The sequence below is a fragment of the Jeotgalicoccus saudimassiliensis genome (assembly GCF_000756715.1).
Lineage (GTDB): Bacteria > Bacillota > Bacilli > Staphylococcales > Salinicoccaceae > Jeotgalicoccus > Jeotgalicoccus saudimassiliensis.
In genome coordinates, this window is sequence record NZ_CCSE01000001.1 from 782,589 (window position 1) to 799,271 (window position 16,683).

22 protein-coding genes and 1 riboswitch are annotated in these 16,683 nt (G+C 42.2%); of the genes, 17 read left to right on the forward strand and 5 right to left on the reverse strand.

What is annotated here, in order from left to right:
* The 8 genes from pstC (at window position 1) to argH (ending at window position 8,043) form a co-directional block, all read left to right on the forward strand.
* Window positions 1-924, forward strand: a complete 924-nt coding sequence (gene pstC, locus RZ44_RS03755) for a phosphate ABC transporter permease subunit PstC (protein ID WP_035808650.1) — start codon at window positions 1-3, stop codon at window positions 922-924.
* Between the two features lie 2 nt (window positions 925-926).
* Window positions 927-1,805, forward strand: a complete 879-nt coding sequence (gene pstA / locus RZ44_RS03760; protein WP_035808652.1) for a phosphate ABC transporter permease PstA — start codon at window positions 927-929, stop codon at window positions 1,803-1,805.
* A 21-nt stretch (window positions 1,806-1,826) separates the two neighbouring features.
* Complete coding sequence (gene pstB, locus RZ44_RS03765) at window positions 1,827-2,660, forward strand: phosphate ABC transporter ATP-binding protein PstB (RefSeq protein WP_035808654.1); 834 nt, start codon at window positions 1,827-1,829, stop codon at window positions 2,658-2,660.
* Between the two features lie 3 nt (window positions 2,661-2,663).
* Window positions 2,664-3,317: a phosphate signaling complex protein PhoU gene (phoU, locus tag RZ44_RS03770; protein ID WP_035808656.1), complete on the forward strand. Its 654-nt coding sequence runs from the start codon at window positions 2,664-2,666 to the stop codon at window positions 3,315-3,317.
* An 89-nt stretch (window positions 3,318-3,406) separates the two neighbouring features.
* Complete coding sequence (locus tag RZ44_RS03775; protein WP_035808657.1) at window positions 3,407-3,979, forward strand: 5-formyltetrahydrofolate cyclo-ligase; 573 nt, start codon at window positions 3,407-3,409, stop codon at window positions 3,977-3,979.
* Complete coding sequence (locus tag RZ44_RS03780) at window positions 3,969-5,378, forward strand: rhomboid family protein (RefSeq protein ID WP_035808660.1); 1,410 nt, start codon at window positions 3,969-3,971, stop codon at window positions 5,376-5,378. The genes RZ44_RS03775 and RZ44_RS03780 overlap by 11 nt, the downstream gene beginning before the upstream one ends.
* A gap of 90 nt (window positions 5,379-5,468) precedes the next feature.
* Window positions 5,469-6,677 (forward strand): argininosuccinate synthase, encoded by a 1,209-nt coding sequence (locus RZ44_RS03785; protein ID WP_035808663.1) that lies wholly within the window; start codon window positions 5,469-5,471, stop codon window positions 6,675-6,677.
* Window positions 6,670-8,043 carry an argininosuccinate lyase gene (gene argH / locus RZ44_RS03790; RefSeq protein WP_035808668.1) on the forward strand — a complete coding sequence of 458 codons (1,374 nt, stop codon included), beginning with the start codon at window positions 6,670-6,672 and terminating at the stop codon, window positions 8,041-8,043. The genes RZ44_RS03785 and argH overlap by 8 nt, the downstream gene beginning before the upstream one ends.
* A 58-nt stretch (window positions 8,044-8,101) precedes the next feature.
* Here argH and RZ44_RS03795 read toward each other — a convergent pair whose 3' ends face one another.
* Window positions 8,102-8,338: a DUF2759 domain-containing protein gene (locus RZ44_RS03795; RefSeq protein WP_035808671.1), complete on the reverse strand. Its 237-nt coding sequence runs from the start codon at window positions 8,336-8,338 to the stop codon at window positions 8,102-8,104.
* Window positions 8,339-8,437: 99 nt separating this feature from the next.
* Between RZ44_RS03795 and RZ44_RS03800 the strand changes: the two genes are divergently transcribed.
* Window positions 8,438-9,049, forward strand: coding sequence for an MBL fold metallo-hydrolase (locus RZ44_RS03800; RefSeq protein WP_035808673.1), 612 nt, complete (start codon window positions 8,438-8,440; stop codon window positions 9,047-9,049).
* Between the two features lie 132 nt (window positions 9,050-9,181).
* Here the strand turns inward: RZ44_RS03800 and RZ44_RS03805 are convergent, their stop codons facing one another.
* Entirely contained in the window at window positions 9,182-9,430 is a 249-nt protein-coding gene (locus RZ44_RS03805; RefSeq protein WP_035808676.1) for a DUF2626 family protein, read from the reverse strand.
* Between the two features lie 224 nt (window positions 9,431-9,654).
* Between RZ44_RS03805 and RZ44_RS03810 the strand changes: the two genes are divergently transcribed.
* The 8 genes from RZ44_RS03810 (at window position 9,655) to gcvT (ending at window position 15,020) form a co-directional block, all read left to right on the forward strand.
* Window positions 9,655-10,647, forward strand: a complete 993-nt coding sequence (locus RZ44_RS03810; RefSeq protein ID WP_035808678.1) for an ATPase, T2SS/T4P/T4SS family — start codon at window positions 9,655-9,657, stop codon at window positions 10,645-10,647.
* On the forward strand, window positions 10,610-11,665 hold the full coding sequence (comGB, locus tag RZ44_RS03815) for a competence type IV pilus assembly protein ComGB (protein ID WP_035808679.1): 1,056 nt from the start codon (window positions 10,610-10,612) through the stop codon (window positions 11,663-11,665). The genes RZ44_RS03810 and comGB overlap by 38 nt, the downstream gene beginning before the upstream one ends.
* A gap of 12 nt (window positions 11,666-11,677) precedes the next feature.
* The gene (gene comGC, locus RZ44_RS03820; protein WP_231856248.1) at window positions 11,678-12,001 is read left to right on the forward strand and encodes a competence type IV pilus major pilin ComGC; all 324 of its coding nucleotides are present in this window, start codon (window positions 11,678-11,680) and stop codon (window positions 11,999-12,001) included.
* The gene (locus tag RZ44_RS03825; protein ID WP_052108776.1) at window positions 11,979-12,410 is read left to right on the forward strand and encodes a prepilin-type N-terminal cleavage/methylation domain-containing protein; all 432 of its coding nucleotides are present in this window, start codon (window positions 11,979-11,981) and stop codon (window positions 12,408-12,410) included. The genes comGC and RZ44_RS03825 overlap by 23 nt, the downstream gene beginning before the upstream one ends.
* Window positions 12,400-12,657, forward strand: coding sequence for a hypothetical protein (locus tag RZ44_RS03830; RefSeq protein WP_035808680.1), 258 nt, complete (start codon window positions 12,400-12,402; stop codon window positions 12,655-12,657). The genes RZ44_RS03825 and RZ44_RS03830 overlap by 11 nt, the downstream gene beginning before the upstream one ends.
* Window positions 12,629-13,039 (forward strand): ComGF family competence protein, encoded by a 411-nt coding sequence (locus RZ44_RS03835; protein WP_052108777.1) that lies wholly within the window; start codon window positions 12,629-12,631, stop codon window positions 13,037-13,039. The genes RZ44_RS03830 and RZ44_RS03835 overlap by 29 nt, the downstream gene beginning before the upstream one ends.
* A 160-nt stretch (window positions 13,040-13,199) precedes the next feature.
* Window positions 13,200-13,706 carry a shikimate kinase gene (locus tag RZ44_RS03840; protein ID WP_052108778.1) on the forward strand — a complete coding sequence of 169 codons (507 nt, stop codon included), beginning with the start codon at window positions 13,200-13,202 and terminating at the stop codon, window positions 13,704-13,706.
* A 66-nt stretch (window positions 13,707-13,772) separates the two neighbouring features.
* Window positions 13,773-13,863: riboswitch (glycine riboswitch) on the forward strand.
* A 74-nt stretch (window positions 13,864-13,937) separates the two neighbouring features.
* Window positions 13,938-15,020, forward strand: a complete 1,083-nt coding sequence (gene gcvT, locus RZ44_RS03845) for a glycine cleavage system aminomethyltransferase GcvT (RefSeq protein ID WP_035808688.1) — start codon at window positions 13,938-13,940, stop codon at window positions 15,018-15,020.
* Window positions 15,021-15,131: 111 nt separating this feature from the next.
* On the opposite strand, the gene RZ44_RS03850 is transcribed toward gcvT, so the two are convergent.
* The 3 genes from RZ44_RS03850 to RZ44_RS03860 are packed head-to-tail and all read right to left on the reverse strand — an operon-like array spanning window position 15,132 to window position 16,670.
* The gene (locus tag RZ44_RS03850) at window positions 15,132-15,518 is read right to left on the reverse strand and encodes a rhodanese-like domain-containing protein (protein WP_035808691.1); all 387 of its coding nucleotides are present in this window, start codon (window positions 15,516-15,518) and stop codon (window positions 15,132-15,134) included.
* Between the two features lie 28 nt (window positions 15,519-15,546).
* Complete coding sequence (locus RZ44_RS03855) at window positions 15,547-15,765, reverse strand: SA1362 family protein (RefSeq protein WP_035808693.1); 219 nt, start codon at window positions 15,763-15,765, stop codon at window positions 15,547-15,549.
* A complete protein-coding gene (locus RZ44_RS03860; RefSeq protein ID WP_035808695.1) occupies window positions 15,762-16,670 on the reverse strand; it encodes a DUF1385 domain-containing protein in 909 nt (302 codons plus the stop codon). Before RZ44_RS03860 ends, RZ44_RS03855 begins: the two co-directional genes overlap by 4 nt.
* Between the last annotated feature and the right edge of the window lie 13 nt (window positions 16,671-16,683).

A 16,683-nucleotide genomic window follows, 5' to 3' on the forward strand; every position in this document is an offset into this window, starting at 1 on the left:
ATGAGCAATAACAAAATCAGAGATCAAATTATTAAAAATACAAGAAGTAAATCCAATATTGTTGAGAAATTGATTCCAGTCATTTTACTTTTAATTACTTCAGTTTCCATTCTCGCAACTATCGGTATTCTTTACACATTACTGTCAGAGTCATTTGAATTCTTTTCACGTGTGCCGATTACTGAGTTCCTGACTTCAGCTACATGGCAGCCATACGTCGGAGAAGGCCAGTGGGGCATCTGGGCACTGATTATGGGCACGCTTAAAATTGTAGTAATCGCAGTGATATTCGCTGTACCGATCGGTCTTGGTGCTGCAATTTATTTAAGTGAATATGCTACTGAAAAAGTGAGACGTATTATCAAACCTGTATTGGAAGTGCTGGCAGGTATTCCGACTGTCGTTTACGGTTTCTTTGCAATCAACTTTGTTAACCCCATCCTCCAGGGTATATACAGTGGATTCGGATTGTACAATGCGGTATCAGCAGGTATCGTCGTAGGGATTATGATTATTCCGATGATTGCGAGCTTAAGTGAAGACGCAATGAGTTCAGTGCCCCGTGCAATGAGGGAAGGCTCACTCGGTATGGGTGCAACACGATTTGAAACAGCTGTTAAAGTAGTACTTCCGGCAGCATTCTCAGGTATCGTTGCATCATTCGTATTAGCAATATCACGTGCAATCGGTGAAACGATGATCGTGTCAATTGCCGCAGGTTCAACACCAAACGCAAGTTTCGATGTGACTGAACCGCTGCAGACGATGACCGGATTTATCGTCCAGATTACTTCAGGTGATGCAGCATTTGGAACAAACTTATACTACAGCCTGTTTGCGGTCGGTATGACACTCTTCATTATGACACTTTTAATGAACGTCATCGCATCGTGGTTTACGAAGAAATATAAGGAGGAGTATTAATAATGACTTTAATAGATAAAGATATTATTGCCAGAAAACGCAGCCGCAGACAATCTGGTAACCAGCTTTTTAAATGGTTGTTCTTCCTGTGCACGATGTTCGGCCTTGCAGTACTCATAATGCTGATTACAGATACACTGATGGACGGCTGGAGCCGTCTCAACATGGACTTTCTGACGAACTTCAACTCGTCGAGAGCATCGAACGCAGGATTTTTCGGGGCGATTATCGGCTCCTTGTGGCTGATGCTTGTCACGACACCTGTAGCAATCGTTCTGTCAGTCGGGACAGCTTTATATCTGGAAGAATATGCACCAAAAAATAAATTTACAGATTTCATAAAAATAAATATTTCAAACCTGGCAGGCGTACCTTCAGTTGTATTTGGTCTTCTCGGCCTGGCAATGTTCGTCCGCGCGCTTGCACTTGGCAATTCGGTACTCGCAGCAGGACTGACACTTGCACTGATGATTCTTCCGGTGATCGTCGTCGCATCACAGGAAGCAATTCGTGCAGTGCCGGCATCTGTACGTGAAGCATCTATCGGTATGGGCGCAACGAAATGGCAGACAGTTTCAAGAATCATTTTACCGGCAGCAATTCCGGGAATTATTACCGGAATTATTTTAGCAATTTCACGTGCAATCGGTGAAACAGCACCGCTTGTAGTTATCGGAGTACCGACTACACTGCTCGTCACACCGACAAGTGTATTCGATTCATTCCAGGCAATGCCGATGCAGATATACAGCTGGGTTAAAATGCCGAACGAAGAGTTCCAGTATATTGCAGCAGCGGGCATTATCGTCCTGCTTGTTATCCTGCTTCTGATGAACTCGGTCGCGATCTTTATCCGCAATAAGTTTTCGCAAAGATATTAATTAATTAGAGGAGTTTTAAAAATGGTAGAACTAAAAACTACAGTTAAACAAAATACACAAAACGAGAATACAGAGCAGTCTCCGATTATCCAGGAAGATAAAAAGATCGTCTTTCAGTCAAAAAACTTTAACCTCTGGTATGGTGATAACCACGCACTGCAGGACATTAATTTAACATTCCACGAAAACGACATCAATGCGATTATCGGACCGTCAGGATGCGGTAAGTCGACATTTGTTAAATCTTTAAACCGCATGACTGAGTTAGTACCAATCGTCCGTACTGAAGGGGAAATCGACTTCCGCGGCGATGATATTTTCAACAGCGGTATGTCAGTTGAGGAATTAAGAACACGTGTCGGCATGGTTTTCCAGAAACCGAACCCGTTCCCGAAGTCAATTTACGATAACGTTGCATACGGACCGCGTGTACACGGCATTAAGAAGAAGTCTGTTCTTGACGAAGTGGTTGAAAAATCACTCCGCAGTGCATCGATCTGGGACGAAGTTAAAGACCGTCTTAACGACAATGCATACGGCCTGTCTGGCGGACAGCAGCAGCGTATCTGCATCGCACGTGCGCTTGCTGTAGAGCCGGAAGTTATTCTTATGGATGAACCGACAAGTGCGCTGGATCCAATTTCTACGACTAAGATTGAAGACTTAATGCAGGAACTTAAAAAAGATTACAGCATCATTATCGTTACGCACAACATGCAGCAGGCTGCACGTGTGTCGGACAGAACTTCTTTCTTCTACCAGGGATACGTTGTTGAATCAGATGATACGAATGTTATTTTTGAAAATCCTTCTGACAAGCGTACAGAAGACTACGTGTCAGGCAGATTCGGCTAATATATGACATTGTACCGTGAAAAGTTTCATGAGCAGCTTCATGCACTGATTAACGAATGTATTAACCTTGGAGAAGAATGTCACAAACGACTGGCGCGTACGGTGGAAATTCTCGTTGCAGAAAACATCGATGAAGCACGTCAGGTCGTCCGCGACGATTCAGAAATTAATAAGATGGAAGCAGACATCAATGCGCATGCGATTAATTTAATTACGACACAGCAGCCGGTCGCGACAGATTTAAGAATGATCATATCCTGTATAAAAATTGCAGATAATTTAGAACGTATTGCCGACAATATCAGCAATGTCGCAGAGGTCAGAAAACGTATTAAGATTACGAATGAACGTACGCTGCTCCGATTTAAAACGATGGAGCGTCTCGCTTCATTAATGCTGGAAGATGTATATACTGCCTTTAAGGAAGATGACATGGATCTGCTGCACGAAATTATTTTGAGAGATCAGGATATCGACGCAGTGTTTGTACAGATTACGACGTCGGACATATTCGAAGAGTCCGATGCATTCCTGACAGGACAAATTCAGCTGACAGCGAAGTACCTCGAACGTATCGGCGACCACATCAAAAGTATCGCAGAACATATTTACTATATTCATACCGGTGACCCGTACGAAAAATCCAAAAGTGAATAGCTCTGAACCTCCAGTAATTCTGGAGGTTTTTTCTTTATTCATATAGAATATATAATAAGTAAGAATTAAATAGTGAAGGGGTTTTATTAATGTCGAAAAAAGAACTGCGTCAAAATATGATCAGTATTTTAAAGAATATGGATACGGATGATAAAAATGCTGCTGCAGATAATATAACAGTCCATGCAAAAGAATACATCGCATCACGCGGATTTAAAAGTGTCGGCATCGTGCTGCCGATGAAAATCGAATATGATACGTGGAAACTGATCGATGAACTGCTCGCAATGGATGTTGAAGTCTATTCACCGCAGTGTCATTACGACGATAAATCTATGACATTCCACCGCCTGACTTCAAGAGATGAAGTGACGACAGACGAGAAGAATATTCCAATACCTGATACGGCTGCACCGGTTAACAACGATGTGGATCTGTTAATTGTACCCGGTCTGATCTTCAGTCCGGACGGTTACCGTATCGGCTACGGCGGCGGGTTTTACGACCGTTTCCTGACAAATTTCGGCGGTTCGACTGCGTCCTTAATTTTCAGTGAGCAGATTGGTGAAACGATCGTTATGGAACATGACCTGCCGGTGGATGCATTAATCACTGATAAAGAAATATTTAATGTTAAAGAAGTGAGAGAAAATGAAAAATAAATGGCAGGCAGCATTCGAAGTTGCGAAATATACAAATTATGATTTCCTTCATTATGATAATGACACAGAAATTATCTGGCTGAAGGATCGTAAGAAGAAGACGCTGATGTGTCTGATAGATCTGGACCTTCCGGACAGTGAACTGGAAGAAATTACTGATAACATTTTTAACTCCCAGGATAACCTGTCCGGTATTGCCGGATTTCCGGTTAAGGTAATTAATCTGTATCATCTGACAGGGAAAAAGTTCACACGGAAGTTCAAGTCGAAAACATTGAGAGTCAATCACCGTACTGTGAACAATCTGGAAAAAATAATATCCAATCCTTTCTACAAGATAGATATGAAATACAAAAAGCCGAAAGATGATGCGTTTTACAAACGACGTCTGATGTCCCGTCACCCATTTGAAAAATATATGATTAAATTCACGCCGATGACATTGCTGCTCGTTACATTAAATACAATTGTACTGCTGATCAATTTAATCTTCGTACATCTCTTTAATACATACGAGCTGACGAATCTGCTGGCTGTGAGTCATTATGAAGTATCGTCAGGTGAATACTACAGACTCGTCACCAGTTCTTTTCTGCACGTCGGCATCAGCCATTTTCTGTTTAACATTTTTGCACTGTATATACTCGGTAAATTTGTCGAAGGGATATACACTCCGTGGCATCTGTTGATTACGTATCTTGCAGCAGGCACCATCGCGAGCCTGTTTTCGCTTGTTTTCGTTACCGAAGGGATTTCACTTGGAGCGAGCGGGGCTGTATACGGACTGCTGGGATTAATTATTATGCATTTATTAATCACAAGACAGATTAAAATTAAACTGATTATCCAAATCATCGCAGTATTTGCAGTGGTTTCAGCGTTATCCATGTTCCTTGCAAATATTAATCATTATGCACATATCGGGGGACTGATTGTCGGCGCTCTGCTTGCTGTTATATATAATTTCCGCCGGATTAAGTTTAAATACACGCTGATTGCTGCCGCAGTTTTAGTTCTGTTTGCAATGTTCAGCCACTTCGGCATGAATCAGCAGACTTCCATTCACCCGATGGATGATGAAGCGATGTACTATTATAAAAAAGGTGATTACGACGAAGCGCTTGCAGTCGTAAACAATTCAATCAATAAAGAAGTCGCAACAGACATGACCTATTATTTACTCGGTAAACTGTATATTGAGTCAGGTAATCCAGAAAAAGGGCAGGAGTATGTGGATAAAAGTTACGAAATGAACCCTGCAAATGAACTGGCAGCAAAAGAAAAAATACTTGAATTCAGAAAGGCCCAGGACTTCGAAAACATGAACGAAGCCATAAGCAGACTGGATACACCGGTAGAAGACAAAGAGCTTCAGATACTCGTCGACGAAGCGAATTAATATTTATGTATAATTATACTTGATTATGTAAGTTTATGATGATAGTATATAAAATATCAATTAAACAAATAACTTATGAGGTGACAATATATGGCACAGAAAAAAGTAGTATTAGCATATTCAGGCGGGTTGGACACAAGCGTAACGATTCAATGGTTTATCGATAAAGGATTCGATGTAGTAGCGGTATGTTTAGATGTCGGTGAAGGCAAGGACCTGGAACTGATTCATGACAAAGCACTAAAAATGGGTGCCAGCGAATGTCACATCATAAACACGCAAAAAGAGTTTGCAGAAGACTTTGTTGCATATACAATTTACGGAAACTCAATGTACGAAGAGAAGTATCCATTAGTTTCTGCATTGAGCCGTCCGTTAATTTCTAAAAAATTAGTGGAAATCGCCCACGAAACAAATGCGGACTATGTAGCCCACGGCTGTACAGGTAAAGGGAACGACCAGGTTCGTTTCGAAGTGGCGATTAAATCACTGGATCCGACAATTAAAGTACTTGCACCGGTTCGTGAGTGGACATGGTCAAGAGAAGAGGAAATTGAATACGCAAAAGAACACAACATTCCAATTCCAATCGATCTGGATTCACCGTACTCTGTAGACCAGAACTTATGGGGCAGAAGTAACGAGTGCGGTATCCTTGAAGATCCTTGGGCAGCCCCTCCGGAAGATGCATACGATTTAACAGTTAACATTAAAGATGCACCGGACGAAGCTGAAGAGTTATTAATTACTTACGAAAAAGGATTGCCGGTCGCAGTTAACGGTGAGAAGTTTGAACTTCACGAGTTAATTCTGCACCTGAACGGCGTTGCCGGGAAACACGGTATCGGCAGAATTGACCACGTTGAAAACAGACTTGTCGGTATTAAATCGAGAGAAATTTACGAAACACCCGCAGCGAAAGTTATCATGACTGCAAAACACGATCTTGAAACAATTACGCTGACTAAAGATATTGCCCACTTCAAACCGGTAGTAGAGCAGAAATATACAGAACAGGTGTATAACGGATTATGGTTCACTCCGTTATCAGACACGCTGAGAGCGACATTAAAAGACATGCAGCAGCCTGTAAACGGCGAAGTTCGTGTTGAATTATACAAAGGTAATGTAATTGTGAAAGGACGTAAGTCTGAGAACAGCCTTTATAATGAGAAACTTGCAACATACACGAAAGAAGATGCATTCAACCAGGAAGCATCTGTAGGATTCATCGAAATTTTCGGTCTTCCGACTAAAGTTAAAGCAATGCTTGAACAGGGAGTTGCTGTGGATGAGTAAAAAAGCTTGGGGCGGCAGGTTCCAGGAAGAGTCAATATCATGGGTGGAAGAGTTTAACGCTTCCATCCATTTTGATAAAGTTTTGATTGAAGAAGATATTAACGGCAGTATTGCCCACGCAAACATGCTTTGTGCACAGGATATTATTACAGAAGAGGAGAACAGTCTTATTAAAGAAGGACTGCTCAGTATTCTGGATGATTATAATAACGGTAAATTGACATTCAGCGTATCGCAGGAAGACATTCATATGAATGTTGAAGCGAAGCTGATTGAAAAAATCGGTGCAGCTGGCGGGAAACTTCATACAGCCAGAAGCAGAAATGATCAGGTTGCAACGGATATGCATTTATATGTTAAAAAAGAAGTCAACACTGTCATTCAAAGTGTGGAACTGCTGCAGCAGACGATTATCAGGCTGGCCGAAAAGCATATAGATGTCATCATGCCGGGCTACACACACCTGCAGCGGGCACAGCCGATACTTTTCTCTCATCACATACTGACTTATTTCTGGATGCTTGAACGCGACAAATCACGTTTTAACGATTCATTAAAACGTATCGATGTATCTCCGCTCGGTGCGGGAGCAATCAGCGGTACAACATTTAATATCGACCGTTTCCAGACGAAGGACGAACTCGGCTTTTCAGGTATTTACCACAACAGCATGGACGCAGTCAGCGACAGAGACTATATCGTGGAAACATTATCCAATATCTCGCTGACGATGGTCCACTTATCGAGATTGTCCGAAGAATTGATTTTCTGGACGACGGACGAGGCAAACTTCGTCACGCTGAGCGACGCGTTTACGACAGGCTCATCGATGATGCCGCAGAAGAAAAATCCGGATATGGCTGAATTAATCCGCGGTAAGAGCGGGCGTACAGCAGGACACCTTATGTCTATGCTGATGCTCTTAAAAGGCCTGCCGCTGACATACAACAAAGATATGCAGGAAGACAAGGAAGGCCTGTTTGATTCGTTAACAACGATTAAAGGCTCTCTTAAAATTATGAACGGCATGCTCGACACGCTTACGATTAACGAGGAAGTGCTTGAAGAAGCAGTGACTGAAGACTTTTCGAATGCGACTGAGCTTGCGGACTATTTAGTGGCGAAAGGTATACCTTTCAGAGACTCTCATGAAATAGTCGGCAAACTGGTGCTGACATGTATTAATCAGAACATTTATCTGAAAGATATGCCGCTCGATGAATTTAAAGCAGCGAGCAGCGTCATTGAAGAAGATATCTATGAAATATTGTCACCTAAAGTTGTCGTAAACAGAAGAATCAGCTACGGCTCAACAGGGACTGAAGCTGTCAGACAGCAGCTTGAAACAGCCAAAAATCATTTATAACATTTAAAAACTCCCTTCCGGATTACCCGGAAGGGAGTTTTCTTATTCATTAATTTAATTAACCAAGATCCGGATAGCCGAATGTGAATATTGTTGCAAGTGTCCAGAGTCCAAAAACAAGAACTGTTACTGCGCTGAAGCCTGCACCAAGAAGGTTTTTAGCTTTCATAGAGTTAACAAGTCCAAATACTCCAAATACTGCTACCAGGCCCATTAGAATCGCAAGTGCATTAATACCGATTCTGATGGAAACACCACCAATAGTAAATAATTCTCCTGTATCGAAGAAAGGCATTATAATTGACCCCCTAATCTTTCTCTTTAAACAATCACTTAATAATATTGTATAATTAATATATACTTTTGTCGAGAACATTTTGGAGGGTGATTATTAATGAAAATAACAAGAATGCCTTTAGGGGCTTTACAGACTAACTGCTATATCGTCGATAACGGTGAACGCCTGCTCGTAATTGATCCATCGGCGGAACCCGGTGCAATTATCGGCAAGCTGAAGGATATCGGACTGCCGGTCGACGGCATACTGCTGACACACACGCATTACGATCACTTCGGCGCACTGGATGAAGTACAGGCATTTACAGGCGCAGATGTCTATATGTCGGACATAGAAACAGACTGGCTCACAGACATCTCTAAAAACGGCTCAATCCGCTTCACTGAGGAGATTACTTCCTCGGTGACACCGAATACCTTAAAAGAAGGTAAAGCGGCTGTAGGGGCCTTTAATTTCGATGTCATTCATACGCCAGGCCATTCACCGGGCTCACTGAGCTATAAATTCGATGATTTCGTCATTTCCGGAGACGTATTATTCAACAAAGGGGTCGGGCGTACTGATCTGTACGGCGGCAGCACAGCGGAGCTGATGCATTCAATCAGGGAAAAACTTTACAAACTTCCACCGGAAACGACGGTTTACGCAGGGCATAATATCCCGACAACAATCGGTGATGAGAAAGAAAATAATCCGTACGTAAGATAGGCAGACACGACAGTCCGAACATCAGATGATGTTCGGACTGCTTTTTTATCTGTATTCAATAATTTTAATATTTACTCATTGTAAACCAATTAAAAAAGCAGGGCACCGGAGTGCGCCTGCTTTTTAGTTTAATTAGATTTCGTTACCAAATGATGGTTCAAGTAAGAATGTTGTGAAGTATGTAAAGCCGATGAAGAACAAGATTAAATATGCAGCAAATACGTACATGTACATTCTTTCAGTTAATTTCATATAGCCAAGTAACACGAAGAATCCGGTCTGTGCTACGAAGAACAGTGAAACGCCTACCATATCTCCTACATAGAACAGAATTGCAAAAATTGCAGTCCAGAACCCAAGCATTTTAAATACTTTATCCATGTGATACATCCTCCCACCTGAATAATTTCACATATCATTAAATTCAATTATAGATAATAACAAGAGCAATGTAAATAGCAATTCGCATAATTCCGCTGTAATTAAATTCCAAAACTATGGAGGTTTGTGTAAAAAGTAAACCAGTTTTGCTATTTTTGTATTAAAGTAACTTTTTTAAAAGGAAAACGCACTTTTCGCCTATATATAGGGTAGGAGGTGTTTTTTTGAAGGAACTTGCAGAATCAATAATTAAGGATGCATATGACAGCAGCGCAAGTGATATTCATATTACGTTTGAAAAATCAGGAGGCTCGGTAAAAAAGAGAGTCCGTGGAAAAATGATGTATGTCAGAACACTGGAGCCGGATATTTTAAAGCGGCTGATCAACTATTTAAAGTTCATTGCAGAACTGGACATCAACGAGCACAAAGTGCCGCAGAGCGGCAGAACTGACTTTTATATCGGTGAGCTGCTGTGCAGTATACGCATCAGCACACTTCCGCTCTCGATTATGAAAGAAATTACAGTCATCAGACTGCTGAACACGAGTGCAGAAAAATCGTCGGCAGATCTTTTTTATAAAGATGAAGACTATGATTTCCTCTCGTCGTACATGAAGCTCTCACAGGGACTCATTCTCTTTACAGGACCGACAGGATCAGGGAAAAGTACCGTGATGTACAGACTGGCAGCGGGCGTGGTTAAAGAAGGCTCGCGACAGATTATCAGCGTTGAAGACCCGGTTGAATTCGATATCGACGGACTGGTTCAGGTTGAAATTAACGATAAGGCCAAATTAACCTACGGTCCACTTATCAGGGGTGTGCTGCGCTGTGACCCCGACATTATAATGTTCGGGGAAATAAGGGACAGAATCATCGCAGAAGAGCTGTTGAAAACAAGCCTGTCCGGACATCTGGTACTCAGCACCTTCCACAGTAAAAGTGCACTGAGCACGCTGACACGTCTGAAAGATTACGGGCTGTACAAAGAGGAAATGGCGGAAAGTATTTCACTTATCGTCAATCAGCGGCTGATTCATACCGCGAAGGGTTCATATATTCTTTATGAATACATGGATCAGGAAATGATTAAAACATATTTAAACGGCGGGACCGCCGCTTATTCGACAATTCAGGATAAGCTTCTTGAAATCTACCGTGAAGGAGCGCTGAGTGATGAAGAATATAACCATTACAAGAGGTCGTTCCAATAAGCTCGGTAAATACGATGCACACTTTCTGCTGAAACTTTCAGCGCTTTTAAAAAACGGTTTTACGATGCAGCAGGCGCTGATATTTCTGACCGAGCAGTACGAAGTCATCAGACGCGATGACAAAACGGCAATGCTCGGCCTGATAAACAGCGGCGCATCGCTCAGTGCTGTCCTCAGACATCTCGGTTTTTCAAAGTCGATTATTATGCAGGTATCATTCGCTGAAATTCACGGGGAAATTATATCGAATCTGGAACAGTCCGGAGAATATTTAACGACGCGGAAAAACACGGTTCAAAAGCTTGTTAAAACACTTCAGTATCCGCTCGTACTCGTGACAATATTTATAATTATGCTCATCCTGTTAAACTATACGGTTATTCCGCAGTTTAACGAGCTGTACAGCGCGATGCAGACAGAGAAAACGATGCTCGTCAACGTGCTTACGCTCATACTGAATTACCTGCCTTATGCGGCACTGGCCGTTACTGCTTTTGTTCTACTCGGCACAATGGTGCTCTTCATTATCATCAACCTTAAAAATACTGCACTCGCAGCGAAACTGCTGCTTAAATTACCGGTCGTGAAAACATATTTCAAATATTACGTCACATACACCTTCTCGCGTGAATTCGGATACTTTTTAAATAACGGACTCGAAGTAAAAGAAATTATTCTGCTGTTTAAAACGCAGACAATCAATCGTTATTTAAGTCTTGCGGCAGGGACTATAGAAACAGACCTCATGCAGGGCCGGTCTCTCGGAGATGCCATTACGGGAATGGAGATGCTCGACAAACGGCTCGCGGTGTTCGTCAATCACGGTGAATACAACAGCGACGTCGGACGGGAACTGATTATTTACAGTGAATACTCATTGGAAAATATCATTATTAAAATCGAAAGCTTAACGAAGAAAATACAGCCCGTCATATTTTTAATTCTCGGGCTGTTAATCGTATGTCTGTATTTAGTCATCGTCATGCCGATTTTCGGCATGATGAGTAAAATTAACTAGGAGGAAATAATTATGAGAAAAACGATGAACCGTAAGTTTAAGCAAAAAGAAGAGGGCTTTACACTGATTGAAATGCTGCTGGTGCTTCTCGTTATATCCGTGCTGATTATACTGATCATCCCGAATATCGCTGCACAGAGCAGAAATGTACAGGACACAGGCTGCGAAGCACAGGTGCGCATGGTTCAGAGTCAGATTGAGGCATACACGCTGAATGAAGGCGGCAGACCATCATCCATTCAGGACCTCGTGCCGGAATACTTAACAGCTGAACAGGTCAGCTGCCAAAACGGAGAATCAATTACGATTACTAATGGCGAAGCAGCAAGAGAGTAACGGTTTTACGATGATGGAAATGATGCTGACCCTGTTACTCGTCAGCATCATCCTGTCATTATCCGTGCCGCATTTACCAGTTTACCGGCAAAATGACACCGGTGATGAAATCGAGACTGTCAGCTATGTTTTTCAGGGTGCCCAGATGCATGCGATGGCAACGGGCAGGTCTTACACCGTTCTGATGGATTACGATAAACAGTCAATCGACGTCGTGGACCCCGACCGCAAAATAATATCGCAGTACAAACTGAAAGCATGCACTCTCGCCGAAGAGGGGATGAGCCGCTTCTCCTACAGACCGAACGGGGATACCAGCGGTTTTGGTACGGTGTATCTGTCGTGCAGCGGCAGGACCGTGAAGTTTATTTTCCAGATCGTGAAAGGGAGGTTCCGAATTGAACAGTGACGGATTTTTGTTATACGACAGTCTGCTGTCAATTATTATATTTACTGCCGTCGTTTTAATGATTCCGGGCATTCTTTATATATCAGTGACTGACTCGCTGAGCATGGAGCAGCTGACTGTCTGCCGTGAACTGTACAACATGAGTACACGTTATGACTCGGCCGAAAACTATATAAAGGCAGCGCGGAAATTTATGGAAGGGGCGGGGGTGCCGTGTGATGAACGGCTCAAAAAAATATGCAGCTGACGGTTTCAGCTACATGGAAATACTTTTGTCGCTTATGACTGCATCGCTGATTATGGCTGTAATGCCGAATATACTGGTGATGTTCCAGTCACTGACACCCGTATCTGATTATTATGATACCGACATTTTCACACTGGATATTATCGACACGTACAATGCAGCTGAAGAAATAGAAATCAGCGGACAGACAATCAGCTTTAACACCGGCAAAGACGAAGTGTCCTACCGTTATTCAAACGGCCGGATTATTAAAAGCGTAAACGGTGACGGCTTTGTCACGCTGATGTTTAATATCGAATCATTCACATTAACTGAAACAGATAAAACGATTACGCTTGAACTGAAAGGAGCTGCCAATGAAACGTTTATCTTCAGCCAATGACGGATTTTTCAGCATATCCGTATACTTTTTACTTATATATTTAGCCGGAGTGTACTATCATTACTTTAATAGATTTCAGCTGATACTGGATATCCGCATGAATCTTATTGAAATCTATATTTCTAGAATCCAACAAATAATAAACTAGGTGATTATGCATATGATATTAATCGGCTTTATGGGATGCGGTAAAACAACTATCGCACACATACTTGGAAAACAGCTTAACAAAAAGGTCATCGATCTCGATGCAGTTATTCCTGAACTGGCAGGACAGACGATTCCTGAAATTTTTGCGTCTGAAGGAGAAGCAGCTTTCAGGGAGTACGAATTTCAGGCGCTGAAACAAACCCTCGGGGAAGATGTAATTATTGCAACCGGCGGCGGGGTAGTGACGTACGGGAAGTCATACAGCACTTTAATTGAACTGAAAAACAGACCGGTTTATTTTTTGAATGCTCCGTTCGAAAAATTGTATAAGCGTATTCAGCAGGATGAAAACCGCCCGCTCGGAAACCAGGACATCGAAAAAGTACGGGATCTTTATCAGTCGAGACTCGGGAAATATAAAGCACTTTCAGATCTCGAGGTCAGCACGCTTCAGACCGTAGAAGAAACAGCCTCTGAAATCATCGCTCATATGAATCGTACGAATCACGGATCATGAGTATTCAGCTTGCTATTTCAATTAAATTATGACTATAATGTATACGGATTCACAAGACAGTTACGGATGAATAATACTGGAGAGAACGCATTATGCGTCGCCGAAGGAGCAAGCCGATTCCGGTGAATCTCTCAGGCAAAAGGACAGTATTGCGACGTAATCCTGAAGATTATTTCAACAGGACAGCGAATAGTCACTGTCCTGTTTTATTTATTTGAGGAGGAAATTGTAATGAGTGAGTTAAAAAGAACACCTTTAAACGAGTACTATCATGAGAACGGTGCTAAACTGGTCGACTTCGGCGGCTGGGAAATGCCTGTTCAATTCTCAAGCATCAAAGAAGAACACACTGCAGTAAGAGAAGATGTCGGTATTTTCGATGTCAGCCACATGGGTGAAATCCGTGTAACAGGTTCACAGGCTGAAGAATTCTTAAACTATGCACTGACTAACGATGTTTCTAAGTTAACAGATGCAAAAGCTCAATACACTGCAATTGCGAATGAAAAAGGCGGCGTGATCGACGATCTTGTCATTTACAAGCTTGCTGAAAACGACTACCTGCTTATTCCTAACGCAGGCAATACTGAAGAAGACTTCGAATGGCTTTCAGCTATCGAAGGATACGATGTGAAAGTGGAAAACGTATCTGCAGACTACGGTCAGCTCGCTGTACAGGGTCCGAATGCAAGAGCGTTAGTACAAAAATTCACTGAAACTGATCTGTCAGACATGAAGATGTTCAATTTCGTAACTGATGCGAAAGTGGACGGTAAAGATGTAATTATTTCACAAAGCGGATACACAGGAGAAGATGGTTTCGAACTATACTGTAAGCCTGAAGACACGCTTGACCTGTGGAAATTATTCAAAGACAACGGTGCCGTTGAATGCGGACTTGGTGCACGTGATACACTGCGTCTTGAAGCGGGACTTCCACTTCACGGCCAGGACTTATCACCTGAAATCTCACCGCTTGAATCACGCATTGGATTTGCTGTTAAAGTAGACAAAGGCGATTTCATCGGTCAGCCGGTCTTAAAAGCACAAAAAGAAAACGGAATTCCACGCCGTCTGTCTCCATTTGAGATTACAGGCAAAGGAATTGCACGTACAGACTACGAAGTTTTCGATAACGAAGGAAACAAAGTAGGGTATGTTACGAGCGGAACGCAGTCACCGACGACTAAACGTTCAATCGGTTTCGCATTAGTGGATACTGATTTCTACGAGCTTGATAAGGAATTCATCATCAAAGTCCGTAACAAAGAAGTACCTGCCAAATTCGTTAAATCACCATTCCACAAAAACTAATTCAATTTAAATTTTTAATCCTGCGGCTGTACAGCTGCAGGATTTTTTTATTTTAAATCAGCCGACAAAAAAACGCCTGACCCAATCAGGTCAGACGTTGTAATTATAATATTAACGGTTTTTAGATTTAATCTTGCCCGTCCATTTGGAAATACCCTGTTTTAAAACATTGATATCTTTATGGCCGTCTTTTTTCAGCATACGTGCAGCACGCAGTGCCGTACGTCCATTTTGATCATATAAGTAAACAGGCTTGTCTTTACGTATGCCGCCTTTTTTCATCTGGAATGTCGAAATTGGAATATTTCTTGCTCCAAGAATATGACCGTGCTCGAAATTATCCTTCTCACGTAAATCGATCAGCTGCACTTTACGCAGGTCCTGATTGAATTCCGTCTCCGTTAACATGTTGACGCCTCTCATACTTAAAAATGCATTTATCACCAATGCAATGATGACAACTGCTAAAATTATTAATGCAATAATCCAGCTTTCCACTTAAAAACCTCTCCTTGTTATATATGTATTATTTTTTACGGTATTTACGTTTGGCTCTGCGCAATGCTTTTTTATATTTCCTCTGATCTTCAGTTAAGATAAAGAAATAATAAATGCCGTAAACAATCGCGGCAAGCAGGAGCAGCAATATCAGTGAGTTGACAATCATGGCTAAGACTAAATCAAGATTCATCAAAAGTCCGATTGCAGCAACGGTCAGTACGATAATTACCAAAGCTCTTTTCACTTTTTTTCACTCCCTAAAAGATGGTTGAATGAATGTATTGCAACTTCCACCTGGTCGTTGTGCGGCTGCTTTGTCGTTAAATACTGAAGCCACAGGCCGGGGAGGCCGAGAAACTTAAACATCGGCACTTCACGAAGTCTGTTCGTCAGCTGCAGCACTTCAAATGACAGGCCGAGTACGACAGGTATCAGCAGAATTCTGTTGATTACTCTGACATAGAGCGGGTCGACCGGCACGAACATGTACAGAACGAAACCGACGAGCACGGTAAACAGTATAAACGAACTGCCGCACCGGTAATGAAGTCTTGATTCAGACTGTACATTTTCTACTGTTAGAGGCCTGTTTTGTTCAAAGCAGTTGATGACTTTATGCTCTGCACCGTGATACTGAAACAGCCGTTTTACCATCGGTGTCAGCGACAATATATATATGTAGCCGAGCAGAATAATTAATTTTATCAGCGTTTCCAGTGCTACCTGGCCGAATTTTCCGGAAATAACACCGGAAAACACTTCGGCGACAAAAACCGGAATCAGTGTCAGTATAAATTTACCGATGAAGAAGGTAAGTATACCGATAATTACAGTGGAAAGCACGACTTTCGCTGTATTCTGACTGCTTTTCTCGTCTGCAATTTTGTAATCCTCTCTCGGATCCCGGTCGTAACGGTCGGCGGCGAAGTCCATATGCTTCATGCCGTAAACGCTCGCTTCCAGTATTGCCACGTTGCCCCGGACGAGCGGAATTTTTTTAAGTTTATTTAAGAACGGTTTTTCAGGGCGGGGCATGTCAAAGTAGTCGATGTCGCCGTTAGTCCGCCGTATAGCTGTCGCCATATGCGTTTTTGACTGGAACATGACGCCTTCAGGGACTGCCTGTCCGCCGTATATCAGTTTGGTCATTATGCTTCATTCT

Coding starts and splice junctions, on each gene's coding strand:
- argH (WP_035808668.1), top strand. CDS start 6,670: ATGAGTAAAAAAGCTTGGGGCGGCAGGTTCCAGGAAGAGTCAATATCA.
- RZ44_RS03775 (WP_035808657.1), top strand. CDS start 3,407: ATGTCGAAAAAAGAACTGCGTCAAAATATGATCAGTATTTTAAAGAAT.
- phoU (WP_035808656.1), top strand. CDS start 2,664: ATGACATTGTACCGTGAAAAGTTTCATGAGCAGCTTCATGCACTGATT.
- RZ44_RS03785 (WP_035808663.1), top strand. CDS start 5,469: ATGGCACAGAAAAAAGTAGTATTAGCATATTCAGGCGGGTTGGACACA.
- comGB (WP_035808679.1), top strand. CDS start 10,610: ATGAAGAATATAACCATTACAAGAGGTCGTTCCAATAAGCTCGGTAAA.
- pstB (WP_035808654.1), top strand. CDS start 1,827: ATGGTAGAACTAAAAACTACAGTTAAACAAAATACACAAAACGAGAAT.
- RZ44_RS03800 (WP_035808673.1), top strand. CDS start 8,438: ATGAAAATAACAAGAATGCCTTTAGGGGCTTTACAGACTAACTGCTAT.
- gcvT (WP_035808688.1), top strand. CDS start 13,938: ATGAGTGAGTTAAAAAGAACACCTTTAAACGAGTACTATCATGAGAAC.
- RZ44_RS03860 (WP_035808695.1), bottom strand. CDS start 16,670: ATGACCAAACTGATATACGGCGGACAGGCAGTCCCTGAAGGCGTCATG.
- RZ44_RS03825 (WP_052108776.1), top strand. CDS start 11,979: ATGGCGAAGCAGCAAGAGAGTAACGGTTTTACGATGATGGAAATGATG.
- pstC (WP_035808650.1), top strand. CDS start 1: ATGAGCAATAACAAAATCAGAGATCAAATTATTAAAAATACAAGAAGT.
- RZ44_RS03795 (WP_035808671.1), bottom strand. CDS start 8,338: ATGCCTTTCTTCGATACAGGAGAATTATTTACTATTGGTGGTGTTTCC.
- RZ44_RS03805 (WP_035808676.1), bottom strand. CDS start 9,430: ATGGATAAAGTATTTAAAATGCTTGGGTTCTGGACTGCAATTTTTGCA.
- RZ44_RS03835 (WP_052108777.1), top strand. CDS start 12,629: ATGAACGGCTCAAAAAAATATGCAGCTGACGGTTTCAGCTACATGGAA.
- RZ44_RS03780 (WP_035808660.1), top strand. CDS start 3,969: ATGAAAAATAAATGGCAGGCAGCATTCGAAGTTGCGAAATATACAAAT.
- pstA (WP_035808652.1), top strand. CDS start 927: ATGACTTTAATAGATAAAGATATTATTGCCAGAAAACGCAGCCGCAGA.
- RZ44_RS03840 (WP_052108778.1), top strand. CDS start 13,200: ATGATATTAATCGGCTTTATGGGATGCGGTAAAACAACTATCGCACAC.
- comGC (WP_231856248.1), top strand. CDS start 11,678: ATGAGAAAAACGATGAACCGTAAGTTTAAGCAAAAAGAAGAGGGCTTT.